Below are 14,742 nucleotides of genomic sequence, written 5' to 3'. Positions count from 1 at the left end.
CGCGATCCGTTACTCGTTCGAAGCTAACGGAAAGCGGCGCGGAAATGACGCGTGTTCACGATCAGCGAATAACCGGCTGCCCGCGGTTCAGCGCACCACGGGCAGCCGTACGACGGTGTTCTGGAGCGTCATGATTCCGGGAATCCGGCTACCGTGCGCGAACGACAGATCGGAAATCGGTGACACGGTGAGGAAAAGCGACTGCCCCGCCGGGACGTCCACCGCGACCGACGGCAGCTCGACGCCGGACCGCTGTTCCGTGCCGCCGAGCCGGCGCAGCGGAAGCATGTTGTTCTGCACGATCTTCGCGTCCAGTGCGCTGGTGCCGACCGACAACGCCATGAACAACCGGCCGTCCGGCGAGGTCGAAGTGACGCCGGCGTCCAGCGTCGGCGTTCCCGCGATCGCCACCGGGCCCCGCGCGAGCGGAATGGACTGTGGCAGGCCAAGGCCGACCGGGCTGCTGAGGGTGCCGACCGGAATCGCGGTACTGGCTGCCGTGGACTCGACGGTCTGACAGCGCCCGCCGAGCGTCGCCAGGTGGTAGGTCCCCTGCCCGCCGAGCCCGGTCGGCTTGCCCAGCAGCTGTTCGGTGAAGAACCGCAGGGACAGCGCGCGGAAGTCGCTACCACCGAGCTGCGCCGAACAAGGATCGCCTGTGGCCTGGACCGAGGAGAAGACGTCGACAGCCCCCGGCGCGCCGGGCGGGAAAACGCTCGGCAGCGTGTGACCGCCGTTGTAGCCGACGAAGATGCTGCGCGAGCGTGCCTGTGGAGTCAACGCGTTCTGGAAGTTCTTCAGACCCTGTTCGAGCGGGAACAGGTTGTCGGTGATGCCCTGTCCGAAAAGGACGGGAATGTCGAGACGGCGGCCCTGACCGACATTCCACTGTGGACCATTGTGCGCCATGAACGCGGCGAGCGAATCCGGGAAGTTCCCGGTCGCCAGCGACTCGAGCAGGCCGGTGGTCACGACCGGCGGATTCGCGTTGGACGGGATCCCGGCCAGGTAGAGCAGCAGCGGCCATTCGCTGCGCGGAACCCCTTGCGGGGCAAGGCTTCCGGCGAGATCGTACCAGGTGATCTGCGGGGCGAGCGCGTCGAAGCGCGTCCTACCCCGATCACGGAGTTCGCTGAACGCCCCGACGAACTGGTAGCCACCGCCGTACGAACCGCCCATCGCGCCGAGCACCGGGTCGCCGGGCGCCTGCTTCGCCACCCAGTCCAGGCCCGCGACGAGGTCGACGAGGCGCTGCACGTCCTGGCCCTCGTAGTCCGGGTTCTCGAGCTGCGCCTGCCCGCCGCTCTGCCCGAAGCCCCGCTGGTCGAAGCTCAGCACCCCGAACCCCGCGCCGAGGAAGTCCGCGAAGGCGGACGCCGCCGTGGCGCGGCTGCCACCCCAGCCGTGGCTGTCGAAGATCAGCGGCACCGGCTTGTCCGCCGAGGCGCCTGGCGGCCGGAAAACCGTGTAACAGATCGAAACCGGAGCGGTGGTGCCCGGATCGGGCACACTCGTCACACACCCGTTGACGACGGCGTCGTCGGCGCGGGCGACGCCGGTCAACCCGGCGGTGAGCACCGACACCGCGGCGACCAGCGCCCACCGGCGGGACCCGCGTACCCGGCGTCTCGGGGGCTTTTCGAGCTGACGAAGTCCGGACATGCGCCAGTGCCCCCGTTCGTTCGAGTGACCGTCAGGGAGCATGAGCCGATCACCGCGGAATGTCAACGCCGTCGTCGAGATTCGGCGATCACCAGGTCGAACTCGCTGAGCCGCGCGGGATCGGCGAGCATGTCGATCGCGACGATCCGGTCGTCCTCGATCGTGAAGGCGAACACGACGCGCGGCCGCCCGCCCGCTGACCACACCGCTCCGGCGGCGCCGTCGATGAAGGCGAGCTTCGCCGCGTGAGCGCGTCCTGCGAAGGTCTTCGCCACGGCGGCAGCGCCCGTTTCGCGAGGCACCCCCATCTCGACCGCGGCGGCGTCGGCGTGGAGCACGGCGTCCGGTGCCAGCAAGGAAAGCAGGGTCTGGAAGTCGCCACCCCGCGAAGCGGCGAGAAAGGCGACGACGATCTCACGTTGCCGGGCCGGATCGGGGGCGGCGCTGTCCGCACCCCGCACCCGGCGCCGCGCGCGGCTGGCGAGCTGCCGGGCCGCGGCGGGCGAGCGGTCCACCATGGCGGCGATCTCGTCGAAGGGCACGCCGAACAGGTCGTGCAACACGAACGCGAGCCGCTCCGGCGGCGCCAGCGTGTCGAGGACGACCAGCAGCGCGAGCCCGACCGAGTCGGCCAGCACGGCCTCCTGCTCGGGATCGTCGCCGTCCGCGGGACTCGCGACAGCCTCGTCCGGCCGTACTCCGGTGGGCTCCTCCCGCCGCGACTTGCGCGCCTGGAGCATGTTCAGGCAGATGCGCCCGATGACGGTCGTCAGCCAGCCGCCGAGGTTCGCCACCTCGCTGGTGTCGGCCCGATCGAGCTTCAGCCAGGCCTCCTGGACGGCGTCCTCGGCCTCGGCCACCGAACCCAGCATCCGGTAGGCCACCGCCTTCAGCTGCGGGCGGTGCTCCTCGAATCGCGAGGTCAGCCGGTCGTGGTCGGTCATGGTCACATTCCTTCGTCGCGGGCTGTCATACCACTGACCGGCGAAATCGCGCCGATGTGACAAACCGTTCGAGGAGTACGCCATGCCCGAAGGCATCACGACGATCATCTACCCCGTCAAGGACCTCGCGAAAGCCAAAGAGCGGTTCAGCGGGCTGCTCGGCGCTCCGCCCGAAATGGACGAGCCCTATTACGTCAGCTTCACCGCCGGGGGCCTGCACATCGGGCTCAATCCCCACGGACACGCGCAGGGTATGACGATGCCGGTCGGCTACTACCGGGTCGACGACCTCAAGAGCAGCCTCCAGGAGCTGCTCGACGGCGGTGCCCAGCCCCAGCAGGACGTCAAGGACGTCGGCGGCGGCAAGCTCGTGGCGTCGGTGACCGACGCCGACGGCAACGCCATCGGCCTCATCCAGGAGCCGTGACATGGTCAAGGCGAAGCGGATCCTCTACTGGCTGACGACCGCCGTCATCGTGTTCACCTGGGTGTCCGGCGGCCTGGCCGATCTCATGCGCTGGCCGGACACCCTCGCGGGCATGGTGAAGATCGGCTACCCGCCCTACGTCCTGACGATCCTCGGGATCTGGAAGATCCTGGGTGCCGTGGCGATCGCGGTGCCGCGATTCCCCCGGCTCAAGGAATGGGCCTACGCCGGGACTTTCTTCGAGCTGACCGGCGCCGTCGCGTCCCACGCGGCGGCCGGCTCCAGCGCGAGCCATCTCTTCTGGCCCGGGCTGTTCGCGGTCTGCGCGCTGGTTTCCTGGGCGCTCCGGCCGGAAAGCCGCGTGCTGGGGACGCTCGGGATTCAGGACGGCCGGGCCATGAGGGTCCGCAGTTCGGACCGGCTGGCGACGCCGAGGGTGTCGTAGAGCCGCCGCACCCGGCGGTACATGGAGCGTTCGGAACAGTAGAACCGGCGGGCGATGGCCGCGATGGTGTTCGAACCGCAGAGCAGCCTCACGAGCAGCTCGGAGTGGTCCGTCCTGGCCTCGCCCGCCGGCGGCTGCCGGTCGTGCCGGCCCAGCCGACATCGCTCGCCCGCCCGTGGCACCGGGCGGAGCCGGGCGCCCTCGGCCCCCGGGTAGCTCTCGAACAACGCCTGCAGCACCGATTCCTGTTTGCCCACGGGAAGTTCGAGGTTGAGCACCGCGGTGGCGCCGCCCATCATCGCCCGGTAGGTCTGATGCCCGCTCAGATCGTCGACGATCGCGAGGATCGGCGCCAGGCACAGGCGATCACGCAGCTGCGCCAGGAACTGCGCCTGCGCCTCGTTCACCGCGGGCACGATCATCGGGACGTCGTCTCTGCCCTCGGCGATCAGCCGATCCGGCGCCAGGAAACCGATGTCGATTCCGTGCGGTCCGGTCCAGTGCGCGTTATCGGCAAGAAGGTTTCTCAACCCCCAGTGCGCGAGTGCGTACCGACATTCCTGCCTGTTCGCGAGCATGGTCGTCAATGCCACTTCCCCCAAAGCTTGGCTGCCGACTGCGCGGATTACTCTACCTGGCGGCATCACTGCGTGCAACCGTCCTACGAATGTGTTACCGCCGATCTCACCCCGGCGGAATAGCGTCATGACCGAACGTGAACAAGGGTCGCGTATTCCCGGGCCGATGACTGACAGGACTGCCAAACTCGCGATAACCGGCCACTGCGCCGCGCGGAACGCGATACACCTTTTCCGTGCCGCAGGCACTCGTTATCGGAAGTCCCTACCCTGGGGAGGAAAAATGCAGAAGTTCGTCCGGTTCCTCGCACCGATCGCACTGGTGTTCGCCACGTTCTTCACGGTCGTGCCCACCGCGTCCGCGCTGGCAGCCGAGCCTGCCGCCGTCGCGGCCCCGTTCGGCGAGCAGCTCGACTGCGTCGCGGGAAACAACCACGCGGAGATCGCGGCGAAGTTCATTTCCCGCTGCAAGAAGGGCTCGATCCGGCGTGAGTTCCCGAGCGACCGCCTTTCCCGCAGTCTCGGCCAGATCTACGCGGGCAAGCAGGCGGGCGACCGGGACGACGTGAAGGCGTGGAAGTTGCTCAACGACAAGCGTTTCGACAAGTAGCACCCGTGGCCGGGGTTCCCCGGGTGGGAGCCCCGGCCATTGTGGTAGAGAGGAAGCATGGCCATCGAAAAGCCCTTTGTCGCCGTCGTGCTCTACGAATCGACCAGCGACTCGCCCGATTACCGGACGCTGTATCGCGAAGACTTCGTGCTCGTCTTCGCGCGTGACGAGGAAGAAGCGCGCGAAACGGCGCGACAGCGCGCCGAGCGGGAATCGGGCAGCCACCACAACGAACGCGGCGAGCTGATCACGCTGTCGCTCAAGCACATCGTCGACGTCGCGCCCGCGCTGGACGACGACCTCGGCCGCGGTGGCGACCTCTACGCCCGCCACTTCACCGACATCGACGCCTACCGCCGCTTCGAGCCGCTTCTGTCCGAAAAGGACTGATCGGTCACGGCGCCGCCGCCTGCCGCGCCGAGCGCAGCAGCGCGACGTAGCCGTCGTCCAGCGTCGGCGCGACCGGGCGCGCACCGGGCGGCGGGACCGGGCCGACGACGCGGTATTCGGTGCCCTCGGCGGTGTTCGTCGCGTTCACCACGGTGAAGTCGCCGGCAGGCTGGGCCGCCGCGCGGACGAGATGGGTCTGCCCCTCGGCCGCGCCGACCAGGCCGCTCGTCGTGCCGTGGTAGGCCACCCGGCCGGTGGCGAGCACGGCGACCTGCGCGCAGCTCTGCGCGACGTCGTCGAGGATGTGCGTGCTCAGGATGACGATCCGGTGCCCGCCCAGCCCCGCCAGCAGCGCGCGGAAGCGCATCCGCTCCTCGGGGTCCAGCCCGGCCGTCGGCTCGTCGACGATGACCAGCCGGGGGTCGCCCAGCAGTACCTGCGCGATCCCGAGCCGCCGCTTCATCCCGCCGGAGTACCGGCTGATCCGTTGTGTGGCAACGCTTTCCAGACCGACCCTGGCGAGCAGGCTGTCGATCTGCGCGCGCCTCGCCCGCTTGTCGTCGATGCCCTTGAGCAGCGCGACGTAGTCGAGGAACTCCCGGCCGTTCAGATCCGGGTAGAGCGAGAGTTCCTGCGGCAGGTAGCCCAGCAGGCGTTTCACCGCCGTCCGCCCGGCGCTCGTGGCCAGATCGTGCCCGCCGACGACGACGCTGCCCGACGTCGGCCGGATGGTGCCGGTGAGGATGCGCATGAGCGTCGTCTTGCCCGCGCCGTTGGTGCCGAGCAGGCCGGTCATGCCCTCACCGATGGTCAGGCCGACGCCGTCGAGCGCCACGGTCGAACCGCGGTAGACCTTCGTCAGGTTCTCGATCGTGATGTTCACCGGGTGGTCTCCGTCCTGGTGCGCGGGTTACCAATGCTCATCGGCGCACCGTCAGGATCGGGCGGGAGAGCAGGAAGAACAGCGACGCCATCGCCAGCGTGACGCCGATGGCGAGCACGGCGACGCCCGGGCTCGCGGCCGGATGCAGCCAGCCACCCTCGTCCGGCGGCGGCAGCGTCCCCAGCCACACCGCCGACTGGTACGAGCCGAGCGGCGACAGCAGCGTGCCGGTGATGGTCGGGACCGGGATGAGCGGGCTCAGCGCCGTCGCCCAGTACCAGAGCGGGATGACCAGTATCCGTGCCGCGGCGACGGGCAGGATCAGCCCGAGCAGGGTGGCGATCGTGGTGAGCAGCAGCGATCCGGGCAGCACGATGGTGACGAGCCCGATCAGCGCGCCCAGCAGCGGCCGCGCGGACCCGGCGGAGGCCGACACGATGGCGCCGAGCGCGAGCAGCACGAGCGCGACGGGCACCAGCGCGACCAGCCACGGCCCGAGCAGAACGCCCGCCGCTCGCCCGACCGGCCCCGCCGGGGTCGCGCCGAGCAGCTCTCGCAGCCCGGGACGCCGTTGCGCGGCCAGCCGATCGGCCAGCGCGATGGCGACCCCGATCGAGCCGAGCGCGTTGACCATCATCGCCGTCGCACCCATGCGGGCCATCGGGTCGGTGTACGACGTCAGTCCCTGCGAGCCGAGACCGAGCAGCAAAGCCAGCAGGCACAAGGGAACCAGCGACAACCAGGCGGCGCGGCGGCGCAGCGCGAGCGTTGCCTCGTAGCGGACCGTGCCGCTCAACGCCGGGGAAAGCACTCCGCTCATGCCTCCTCCGTAGCTCGCAACAGGGCCTCGGTATCACCGAGCCGCCGCGCGGCCAGGCGCAGCAGCACCACACCGGCCGCGAGCAACAGCACCACCTGCACCGGGACCGAACGGATCGCCTGGTCGACGACCAGCACCTTGGCCAGCCAGGCGGCGAACACCACCGCCGACGCCCCTGCCGCCGACCGCACCCTCACCGCGGCGTACGCCGCCACGCCGAGCAGGGCGGCAGTGAACGCGACGACCCCGGCCAGCGCCACGGCGGCGCCGGAAAGCACCCCCGCCGCCGTGGGCACGGCCACCAGCACGACCGCACCGGCCAGTGCCGACACCGCGAGCCAGGCGAGCCTGCGCGCGACCGTCGCCGGATACGGCGCCGGCAGCGTCAAGTGCAGCTCGACCAGCCGTTCCCCGGTCAGCACCGACGCCGCCGCGAGCCCCGCCACGACCGGCAGCGCGTCCGCCACCAGCGTCCTGGTGACGATGCCCGCGCCCAGCGACGGCACGAGCCCGCCCAGCACGACCGCCGCCGCCAGCGGCAACGCCAGCACGAGACGTCCGCCACGGCGGACCTCGTGCAGCCAAAGTCCATTCACGACAGGTACGTAGCCGGCGGGCGCGGATCGGTTCACGCCGTCGGCACGCCGTAGCGGGGCCTGCCCATGCCGGGCACGGCGGCCAGCAGCAGGAGCAGCGCGACCAGCAGCGTCGTCGGCGCGGTGGACCACAGCGGCGCGATGACCGACCCCAGCCGGTGCGCGAACCCGCTGCCCGAGACCGTCCCCATGAGGCCGAGGAGCCAGACGACGAACCCGGCCACCGCGCCCGTCGCCGTCGACCGCCACACCGCGCACACCACGCCGACGGCGGAGGCGAACATGGCCTGGCCGAGCCAGCCCGCGATCAGGTCCGGCACCCCCGCCGGGGCCCCGAGCGCCGACGCCGCCGCGGACGCCGCGAGCGCGAGCAGCGTGTCCAGCGCGAGCACGACGAAGATCCGGTTCGCGAACACCACGGCCGGGGTCACCGGCATGGTCGCCATCAGCTCGATCCGCGGATCGCTGCGCGCGGAGCAGGCCGTCAGCGTGCCGAGCTGGATCACCAGCGTCACGGCCAGCCCGAAGAACACGGTCGACAGCCCCGTCCGCGCCGTGAGCACGGCCAGCAGCACGCTGCCCGCGAAGCCGAGGAGGGTGAGCGGGGCGAGCGAACGGGGAAGCAGCCGCAGCTGGGCGAGGGTGAGCATCGCGACCAGCCGCCAGGACGTGCGCAGCCCGGGGCTGACGACCTCGACCGGTGGCGCGGGCTCCGGCTGGGGCAGCACCGGCCCGAGCAGACTGTCGAAGGTGGGTGTGCCGAACTCACCGGTCAGCTCGTGCGAGACCGCGCGGGCCGCGCCTGCCATGTTCTGCCATCCGGCCAGCCGGGCCCGGCAGTCCGCACAGTCCGCGAGGTGACCCGTCGCCGGGCGGGCGACGGCCGCGACCAGCTGATCGTCCGTCAGATGCGTGCTCATGCGGTCGCTCATTCCTGCCTCCCTGCCACCGGGTTCGCCGTGGCCGTCGCCAGCGCCGCGGCGAGCCGCTTGCGGGCGTGGGACATCCGGCTCTTCACCGTGCCGACGGGGATGTCCAGCACCGCCGCCACGTCCGGGTAGGCCATGTCGTCGACGAGCACGAGCAGCAGCACCTCCCGCAGGTGCTCCGGCAGGTCCCGGATGCCCGCCGCCAGCTCCGCGCGCGCCGCCCTGGCGAACACCGCCGTCTCGACGTCGCCCGCCGGATCGGGCACGGCGCCCGCCTCCTCCAGCTCGACGACCGGCAGCACTGCCTTGCGCAGGTGGTTGTGCGCCTGCCGCTTGGCCACGCCGAACAGCCAGCCGCGCGCCGAGGAGTCACCGCGGAAACTGCCCGCCGAGCGCCAGATGGCGAGCCAGGCCTCCTGCAGGATCTCCTCCGCGACCCCGGCCTGCGACGTCATCCGGCGCACCAGCCGCAGCATGGCGGTGGCGTGCCGGTCGTAGAGCGCGCGCAGGGCGTCCTGCTCGCCACCGGCCACCGCGGCCAGGAGCGCCTCGTCGGAGTCCACACACCCTTGTGTAGCGGGTGGCCCCGGAACGGTTCAAATCGAGCCGTCGCGGCTGGTCCGTTCGTGCCGCGCCGACGCCGCGCCCACCAGGATCCCCGGGTTGGCAGTCCGGCACTGACGTCTCTGCCAGATCGGCCCCGAAGCGTTGTAGCGCCCGATCCCGCCTGCTTGTCTCGAACCGCGGCCGGGGCTGTCGAACAGGCGGTCCGGGTCGTGGGTATCGCCGTCCGTTGGGGGCGGTTCACGCGATGGAGGAGGAACCATGAGCTCGCTTGTGGAGCACAAGACCGAGACTCCGGAGACGGTCGACCTGTTCGACCTGGACCTGCGGGTCGGCGTCGGCAACGTCTCGGCCGGTCCGGCGGTGACGAGCTACTCGTACTGCACGCCGGGCTGCACCAGCGATGGCGGCGGCAGCGGTTGCAGCCACTGCTGCTGACACCGGTCCCGGCCGGGGCGGTTCGCCGTCCCGGCCGGGCGCCGTCCACCGAGGACATCCATCTGGGGGTGCACGCTGATGCCGGACTCACTCTTCCGCGCCTGGGACGTCTTCCTGGTGCGCGCGCCGCTCGCCGCGGACCGCGCCGCGCTGCCCTCGGGTGGCGACCAGCTCGCGCTGCTGCGTGCCGCGGCGGCCGATCCCCTGCTGAGCGAGGCGATCGCACTCGCGACGCCCAGTCTCAGCCGTCTGCTCGACCGCGTCGCCGCCGGCCGCGTCAGGGGGCTCAAGGCCTCGCAGCTCCGCCGGGCCGCGCTCGCCGTGCTGCGGTACGACATCCGCATGCGCACCCGCCCGACCCCGTTCGGCGTGTTCTCCGGTGTCGCATGTGGACGGTTCGACACGTCCGCGAAGACGCGCCGGGGTGAGGCGCACCGCACCCGCACGCACGTCGACATGCAGTGGCTGCTCGGCGTGGTCCACGAACTCGAAGCCGACGGCGAACTGCTGCGGTCGCTGCCCGTCCGCGCCCACCCGGCGCTGACCACGCGCGGTGACCGCGTCGTGCTGGACTGTCCTTCTTCGCTGGGTGCCCCACCCGGCGGCACGGCGCGGGCGACGGTGTCCGTGCGGAATTCGCCGGTCGTCACGGCGGTGCTCGACGAGGCGGCGGAGACGGTCCTCTTCGACACGCTCGCCGAGCGCGTCGGCGCCCGCTTCGGCGTACCAGCCGATCGAGCCGCCGGAATGCTCGGCGTCCTGGTCGGCGAGGAACTCCTGATCACCGGTCTCCGCCCGCCGCTGGACGGCGGCGATCCACTGCGCCACGTCATCGAGATCCTCGAAACCACATCGCTCAGCGCCAAGAGCATGGACGCCCTGGCGGCGTTGCGCGAGATCGACAAGGGCCGCGCGCGATACGACGCGCTGCCGGTCGGCGAAGGCCGCGACGAACTGGCCAAGACGATCGACATCGCCCACAACCTCAACGATTACGCGACTCCGCTGCACGTCGACACCGTTCTCGACGTCGAAACCCGGCTGCCATACGAAGTGCGTGCCGAAGTCGAACAGGCCGTCGAGCTGATGTGGCGAATGTCGCGGGACAAGCTCGGTCTGCTCGCCCTGCGCGGCTACCACGCGCGGTTCCTCGAACGTTACGGCGCCGACCGCGTCGTCCCGATACTCGAACTGCTGGACGAGGCACGCGGCCTCGGCGCACCCGCCGGATACGGCTGGCCCGCGGCCGAAACCGCCGCCGAGGTTTCACCATCCACTTCGGACTCCGAGCGTGTCAGGCTGATCCACCGGCTCGTCGCCGAAGCCGTCCGAAGTGGACAGCGCGAGGTCGAGCTGACCGACGAGCTGGTGGCCGCGTTCACCACCGAAACGGATCCCACGACGGCGCCGAACTCGTGCGAGGTCACGGTCCACCTCGTGGCGGCCTCGCCGGATGCCTTGTCCTCCGGCGATTTCCGGATCGTGCTTTCGCCGAGCCCCGGCTCCCATCAGGCGGGTGCCACCTTCGCCCGGTTCGCCGACCTGCTGCCCGGTGACGCGCTCGGCGAGGAGATCACCCGGCTGCCCTGCCACGTCGAGGACGCGATCCGCGCGGACCTCGCCTTCCTGCCGCGCTCGGGCAAGGCCGCGAACCTCGCGCACACGGTCCCGCACAGCGGCAGGCGGATCAGCGTCGGCCTGCCCGACGCACCCGGTGCCGACGAAATCCGCCTGTCCGACGTCGGCATCGGCGCGACCCTCGACCGGCTGTGCGCGGTGCACCTGCCGACCGGCCGCGAGATCGTCCCGTCGCTCGGCAACATGGTCAGCCCGACCGCGCAGGCGCCCAACGCGGCGAGGCTGCTGTGGGAAATCGGCCTCGAAGGACAGCGGCTGTGGGAGCCGTGGAACTGGGGCCCGCTCGCGGACGCGCCATATGTGCCGCGGATCCGCCGCGGCCGGTTCGTGCTCGCCCCCGCCGTCTGGCGGCTCGACTCGCTGCGCGACGCCGACGACTTCCCCGCCGCGGTGGCGGACTGGCGCCGGAAATGGGACGTGCCGGAGCAGGTCCTCGTGGTCAGCAACGACCAGCGGCTGCTGCTCGACCTCACCGACCCGTGGCATCTCGAACTCCTCCGCGACGAAATCCGCAAGGACGCGACACTGGTCGCGCAGGAGGTCCCCGGCGCCGGCGCGGACGGGATCGGCGGCCACATCACCGAACTCGTCGTCCCACTGTCCAGAAGGGACACAACATCGACGCGGCGGCGGCACGTCGCCTACGCCGATCCGGCCCGCGGGGACTCCGGTCTCGGCAGGGATTGGCTCTACCTCAAGCTTTACGGCCCCTCACGCGGCCAGGACGACCTTCTGCGCACCCAGCTTCCCGCGCTCGTCGAGCAGGCTCGCGGACACGGCGCCGACCGGTGGTTCTTCATCCGCTACACCGATCCGGAGGGGCATCACCTGCGCGTGCGCTTCCACGGCGAGCCAAGCGCATTGTGGGGCGATGTCGCCCGCGCGGTCGGTGGCACGCTGACCGAATGGCAACGGCACGGACTGATCAGGACCCACCGCGTCGATCAGTACGACCCCGAGGCCGAACGGTACGGCGGCGTGGCGGCGCTGGCGGCCGCCGAGCGAGTGTTCGAAGCGGACAGTCAGGCCGCGATCCGGCTGCTCGAACTCACCGAGCACCCCGATTGCCCGTACTCGCTCGACGCACTCGCCGCCGTCTCGGTGGCGAGTCTCGCCGACGCGTTCGGCGTGCCCGCACCGGGAACCCCGCGCGCACCCGCCGACTGCGGTGACGACGCGGCGGCCGCATGGTTGTCGATGACCGGTGTCCGCCGCGCGCTCCCCGAGCTGTACCGCAAGGATGCCGCGCGATGGCGTCGCATAGTCGACCCCTACGGCGGTTGGTCGCAGCTGGCCGAAGATCCCTACGGCAAGGCCGCACTCGACGCACTGTCCACACGAGACGAATCGGTGCGCCGCCTTCGGTCCGAAGTGGAGGGATCACGGACACCACACGGACGGTTGATCGGCAGCCTGCTGCACATGACCTGCAACCGGCTCTTCGGCGGCGACACCGACCGCGAGGTCGCCGTGGTCGCTATCGCCAGGGGTGCGGTGCAGGACAATCTCAACCGCAGGAGGCACGTCGGATGATCAGCACTGTGTCCATAGTGGACAAATCTACCGAGATCGTCGGCCTGGTCGCGGATCGCCTCGCGGATCCGGTGGCCGTCGCGGAGGTCGCGAGCCATCCGGACAACTGGGATCCGATCTACGACGCGCTGATGTGGGGACCGCTGACGCTGTCCAACGGCCTTCCCGGCGTCGCGCTGCTCTACGCCGAACTCGCGCGGTCCGATCAGCGCTGGCTCGCCATCGCCCACCGGCACATCCAAGCCGCGGGCGAGGCGATGACTACTCAGCCGAGCCGCGGCCTGCACGCCGGACCGGCCGCGCTGCTCGCGGCCACTCAGACCTGCGGCGGCCAGTACCCCGGCCTGCGCCGCAACCTCGCCGCGTGGGTGGCGGCGGATCAGCTGACCCGGCTCGAAGCGTGCCGCGCGCACGGCGATTCCGGAGTCTCGTGGGAGACCTACGACGTCATCAACGGCCTGTCCGGCACGGCACGCCTGCTGCTGGACGCCGTCGAAGACCCCGCAGAAACGGGCCCCGACGTCGAACGCGCGCTCGACGGGACCCTGCGCCATCTCGTCACGGTGACCCGGCCGATCGAGGCCGACGGGCACCGTGTGCCTGGCTGGTGGGTCCCGCCGCAACTGCAGGTCAGCGATCGCGACCGGGCCGACTACCCGCGCGGAGACTTCAACCTCGGCCTGGCACACGGGATTCCGGGGCCGCTCATGGTGTTGTCGCTCGCACTGCGCCGCGGTCACGACGTCCCGGGTCTCCGCGACGCGATCAGGCGGATCGCGGAGTGGCTCATGGGCTGGATCCGCACCGACGAGCACGGCACATACTGGCCGTGCCGGGTGAGCTTCGCCGAAGAGATCGCCGAAACGCGCCCGGACGGCCTTTTCACCAGGACGGCATGGTGTTACGGCGCACCGGGCGTGGCCTCGGCGCTGCACCACGCGGGAGCCACACTGGACGTCCTCTCCTGGCGGACGGCGGCAGTCCAGGCGCTGCGGGACGCGCTGAGCCGTGACGAAAACCGGTGGGCGATCAGCGGGCCGACGATCTGCCACGGCTACGCCGGCCTGCTCCAGGTCCTGCACCGCGTCGGCTCGGCCGAGGACGACGCCGAGTTGCTCGACGGCCGGGATCGCCTGGCCCGCAAGGTACTCGACCACGCCGATCCGGACGCGCCCTTCGTGTTCCGGCACCTGATGCGCTACCCGCGCACCGCGCCGGGTCCCACGGAGTTCAAGGCACTCGACGTCGCCGGAGTGCTCGAAGGCGCCGCCGGAGTGGCGTGCGCGCTGCTGTCGGTGACGGACCAACCCGGCGAGCAGCGGTCGTGGGACCGCTGCCTCGCTCTGAGCTGAGGAGTCACCGTGCCGGCCGACCTGCTCGCCTTCGACCTCTCCGACATCGTGGTGCGTTACGGCTCGACACTCGCGGTCGACCACGTGTCGGTCAATTCCGTGCCCGGCAGGCTCACCGCGCTGCTCGGGCCGAACGGCGCCGGAAAGTCCAGTCTGCTCAAGGCGTTGTCCACCGCGGAGCGGCCGGAGTCGGGGCGCATCGGCATCTTCGGCCACGACGTCCGCGCCGAGCCGAAGCTCGCGCGACGGCGGCTCGGGCTGGTGTTCCAGGAACGCACGCTGGACAAGGAACTCTCGGTCGAGCGGAACCTGTGGTTCCACGCACGGCTGTTCGGAATGCGCCGCGCCGACGCGGCAACGCAGATCGACCGCCTGCTGAACATGTTCGGGCTGACCGAGCACCGCGGCAAGGCCGTCGAGAAACTCTCCGGCGGGCTGGCACGGCGCGTCGAACTGGTGCGGGCGTTGCTGCACCGGCCCGGCCTGCTCATCCTCGACGAACCGACCACCGGCCTCGACCCGCATTCGCGCCGCGTGGTGTGGGACGACCTGCTGCGGATGCGGGACGAACTCGGTGTCACCACGCTGTATTCCACGCATTACATGGAAGAGGCCGAGCACGCCGACACGATCGTGATCATGTCGGGCGGGCGCGTCGGCCGCCGTGGTTCGCCGGAAGAACTCAAAGACGAACTCGACGCGTCCCGCGTGCTGTTGAGCACCTATGACGACGTGGCCGCGGCGGCGCGTCTTCGGGCAGCCGGATTCGACGTCGTGACCGGCTTCGGCGAACTCGCCGTGCGCTGCGGCGATCCGGACCGGCGGATCGCCGAGATCGTGGGGGCTGTCGGCGTTCCCGTGCTGAGTGTCTCCGCGCATCGGCCCTCGATGGACGACGTCTACCTCGCGGCGACCGCGGGCTAGGAGGCTCAC

16 protein-coding genes are annotated in these 14,742 nt (G+C 70.8%); 8 read left to right on the top strand and 8 right to left on the bottom strand.

Annotation, left to right across the window (positions count from 1 at the left end):
* Window positions 1-87 precede the first annotated feature (87 nt).
* Together ACFW0G_RS12320 and ACFW0G_RS12315 are read right to left on the bottom strand one after the other, a co-directional pair.
* Window positions 88-1,662, bottom strand: a complete 1,575-nt coding sequence (locus tag ACFW0G_RS12320) for a CocE/NonD family hydrolase (protein ID WP_378325098.1) — start codon at window positions 1,660-1,662, stop codon at window positions 88-90.
* Between the two features lie 62 nt (window positions 1,663-1,724).
* Complete coding sequence (locus ACFW0G_RS12315) at window positions 1,725-2,606, bottom strand: sigma-70 family RNA polymerase sigma factor (protein ID WP_378325097.1); 882 nt, start codon at window positions 2,604-2,606, stop codon at window positions 1,725-1,727.
* 82 nt (window positions 2,607-2,688) lie between these two features.
* On the opposite strand from ACFW0G_RS12315, the gene ACFW0G_RS12310 reads away from it, so the two are divergent.
* Window positions 2,689-3,033 (top strand): VOC family protein, encoded by a 345-nt coding sequence (locus ACFW0G_RS12310; RefSeq protein ID WP_378325096.1) that lies wholly within the window; start codon window positions 2,689-2,691, stop codon window positions 3,031-3,033.
* Between the two features lies 1 nt (window position 3,034).
* A complete protein-coding gene (locus ACFW0G_RS12305) occupies window positions 3,035-3,478 on the top strand; it encodes a DoxX family protein (protein ID WP_378325095.1) in 444 nt (147 codons plus the stop codon).
* Here ACFW0G_RS12305 and ACFW0G_RS12300 read toward each other — a convergent pair.
* Window positions 3,415-4,008 (bottom strand): hypothetical protein, encoded by a 594-nt coding sequence (locus tag ACFW0G_RS12300; protein ID WP_378325094.1) that lies wholly within the window; start codon window positions 4,006-4,008, stop codon window positions 3,415-3,417. The genes ACFW0G_RS12305 and ACFW0G_RS12300 overlap by 64 nt on opposite strands.
* A 331-nt stretch (window positions 4,009-4,339) precedes the next feature.
* Between ACFW0G_RS12300 and ACFW0G_RS12295 the strand changes: the two genes are divergently transcribed.
* Both ACFW0G_RS12295 and ACFW0G_RS12290 read left to right on the top strand, forming a co-directional pair.
* Complete coding sequence (locus tag ACFW0G_RS12295) at window positions 4,340-4,666, top strand: hypothetical protein (protein WP_378325093.1); 327 nt, start codon at window positions 4,340-4,342, stop codon at window positions 4,664-4,666.
* A gap of 57 nt (window positions 4,667-4,723) precedes the next feature.
* On the top strand, window positions 4,724-5,056 hold the full coding sequence (locus ACFW0G_RS12290) for a DUF4288 domain-containing protein (RefSeq protein WP_378325092.1): 333 nt from the start codon (window positions 4,724-4,726) through the stop codon (window positions 5,054-5,056).
* Between the two features lie 4 nt (window positions 5,057-5,060).
* On the opposite strand, the gene ACFW0G_RS12285 is transcribed toward ACFW0G_RS12290, so the two are convergent.
* The 5 genes from ACFW0G_RS12285 to ACFW0G_RS12265 are packed head-to-tail and all read right to left on the bottom strand — an operon-like array spanning window position 5,061 to window position 8,847.
* Window positions 5,061-5,939 carry an ABC transporter ATP-binding protein gene (locus tag ACFW0G_RS12285; protein WP_378325091.1) on the bottom strand — a complete coding sequence of 293 codons (879 nt, stop codon included), beginning with the start codon at window positions 5,937-5,939 and terminating at the stop codon, window positions 5,061-5,063.
* Window positions 5,940-5,976: 37 nt separating this feature from the next.
* The gene (locus ACFW0G_RS12280) at window positions 5,977-6,759 is read right to left on the bottom strand and encodes a hypothetical protein (protein ID WP_378325090.1); all 783 of its coding nucleotides are present in this window, start codon (window positions 6,757-6,759) and stop codon (window positions 5,977-5,979) included.
* Window positions 6,756-7,355: a hypothetical protein gene (locus ACFW0G_RS12275; protein WP_378325088.1), complete on the bottom strand. Its 600-nt coding sequence runs from the start codon at window positions 7,353-7,355 to the stop codon at window positions 6,756-6,758. The genes ACFW0G_RS12280 and ACFW0G_RS12275 overlap by 4 nt, the downstream gene beginning before the upstream one ends.
* A 32-nt stretch (window positions 7,356-7,387) precedes the next feature.
* Window positions 7,388-8,287 carry a hypothetical protein gene (locus tag ACFW0G_RS12270; protein ID WP_378325086.1) on the bottom strand — a complete coding sequence of 300 codons (900 nt, stop codon included), beginning with the start codon at window positions 8,285-8,287 and terminating at the stop codon, window positions 7,388-7,390.
* On the bottom strand, window positions 8,284-8,847 hold the full coding sequence (locus ACFW0G_RS12265; RefSeq protein WP_378325085.1) for an RNA polymerase sigma factor: 564 nt from the start codon (window positions 8,845-8,847) through the stop codon (window positions 8,284-8,286). Before ACFW0G_RS12265 ends, ACFW0G_RS12270 begins: the two co-directional genes overlap by 4 nt.
* Window positions 8,848-9,109: 262 nt before the next feature.
* Here ACFW0G_RS12265 and ACFW0G_RS12260 point away from each other — a divergent pair, with 262 nt between their 5' ends.
* From ACFW0G_RS12260 to ACFW0G_RS12245, 4 genes are all read left to right on the top strand, one after another.
* Window positions 9,110-9,286 (top strand): gallidermin/nisin family lantibiotic, encoded by a 177-nt coding sequence (locus ACFW0G_RS12260; RefSeq protein ID WP_378325083.1) that lies wholly within the window; start codon window positions 9,110-9,112, stop codon window positions 9,284-9,286.
* A 78-nt stretch (window positions 9,287-9,364) separates the two neighbouring features.
* Window positions 9,365-12,457, top strand: coding sequence for a lantibiotic dehydratase (locus ACFW0G_RS12255; protein WP_378325082.1), 3,093 nt, complete (start codon window positions 9,365-9,367; stop codon window positions 12,455-12,457).
* Window positions 12,454-13,809, top strand: a complete 1,356-nt coding sequence (locus tag ACFW0G_RS12250) for a lanthionine synthetase C family protein (protein WP_378325080.1) — start codon at window positions 12,454-12,456, stop codon at window positions 13,807-13,809. Before ACFW0G_RS12255 ends, ACFW0G_RS12250 begins: the two co-directional genes overlap by 4 nt.
* A gap of 9 nt (window positions 13,810-13,818) precedes the next feature.
* On the top strand, window positions 13,819-14,733 hold the full coding sequence (locus ACFW0G_RS12245; RefSeq protein ID WP_378325079.1) for an ATP-binding cassette domain-containing protein: 915 nt from the start codon (window positions 13,819-13,821) through the stop codon (window positions 14,731-14,733).
* Window positions 14,734-14,742: the final 9 nt, after the last annotated feature.

It is taken from the genome of Amycolatopsis sp. NPDC058986 (genome assembly GCF_042741125.1).
In the GTDB taxonomy this organism is placed as follows: domain Bacteria; phylum Actinomycetota; class Actinomycetes; order Mycobacteriales; family Pseudonocardiaceae; genus Amycolatopsis.
This window is presented reverse-complemented; position numbering and strand designations above follow the sequence as displayed.

What these genes read in the sequence shown, in the direction of transcription:
- ACFW0G_RS12280 (WP_378325090.1), bottom strand. Translation starts at nt 6,759, where the DNA reads ATGAGCGGAGTGCTTTCCCCGGCGTTGAGCGGCACGGTCCGCTACGAG.
- ACFW0G_RS12270 (WP_378325086.1), bottom strand. Translation starts at nt 8,287, where the DNA reads ATGAGCGACCGCATGAGCACGCATCTGACGGACGATCAGCTGGTCGCG.
- ACFW0G_RS12295 (WP_378325093.1), top strand. Translation starts at nt 4,340, where the DNA reads ATGCAGAAGTTCGTCCGGTTCCTCGCACCGATCGCACTGGTGTTCGCC.
- ACFW0G_RS12260 (WP_378325083.1), top strand. Translation starts at nt 9,110, where the DNA reads ATGAGCTCGCTTGTGGAGCACAAGACCGAGACTCCGGAGACGGTCGAC.
- ACFW0G_RS12320 (WP_378325098.1), bottom strand. Translation starts at nt 1,662, where the DNA reads ATGTCCGGACTTCGTCAGCTCGAAAAGCCCCCGAGACGCCGGGTACGC.
- ACFW0G_RS12250 (WP_378325080.1), top strand. Translation starts at nt 12,454, where the DNA reads ATGATCAGCACTGTGTCCATAGTGGACAAATCTACCGAGATCGTCGGC.
- ACFW0G_RS12310 (WP_378325096.1), top strand. Translation starts at nt 2,689, where the DNA reads ATGCCCGAAGGCATCACGACGATCATCTACCCCGTCAAGGACCTCGCG.
- ACFW0G_RS12290 (WP_378325092.1), top strand. Translation starts at nt 4,724, where the DNA reads ATGGCCATCGAAAAGCCCTTTGTCGCCGTCGTGCTCTACGAATCGACC.
- ACFW0G_RS12315 (WP_378325097.1), bottom strand. Translation starts at nt 2,606, where the DNA reads ATGACCGACCACGACCGGCTGACCTCGCGATTCGAGGAGCACCGCCCG.
- ACFW0G_RS12305 (WP_378325095.1), top strand. Translation starts at nt 3,035, where the DNA reads ATGGTCAAGGCGAAGCGGATCCTCTACTGGCTGACGACCGCCGTCATC.
- ACFW0G_RS12255 (WP_378325082.1), top strand. Translation starts at nt 9,365, where the DNA reads ATGCCGGACTCACTCTTCCGCGCCTGGGACGTCTTCCTGGTGCGCGCG.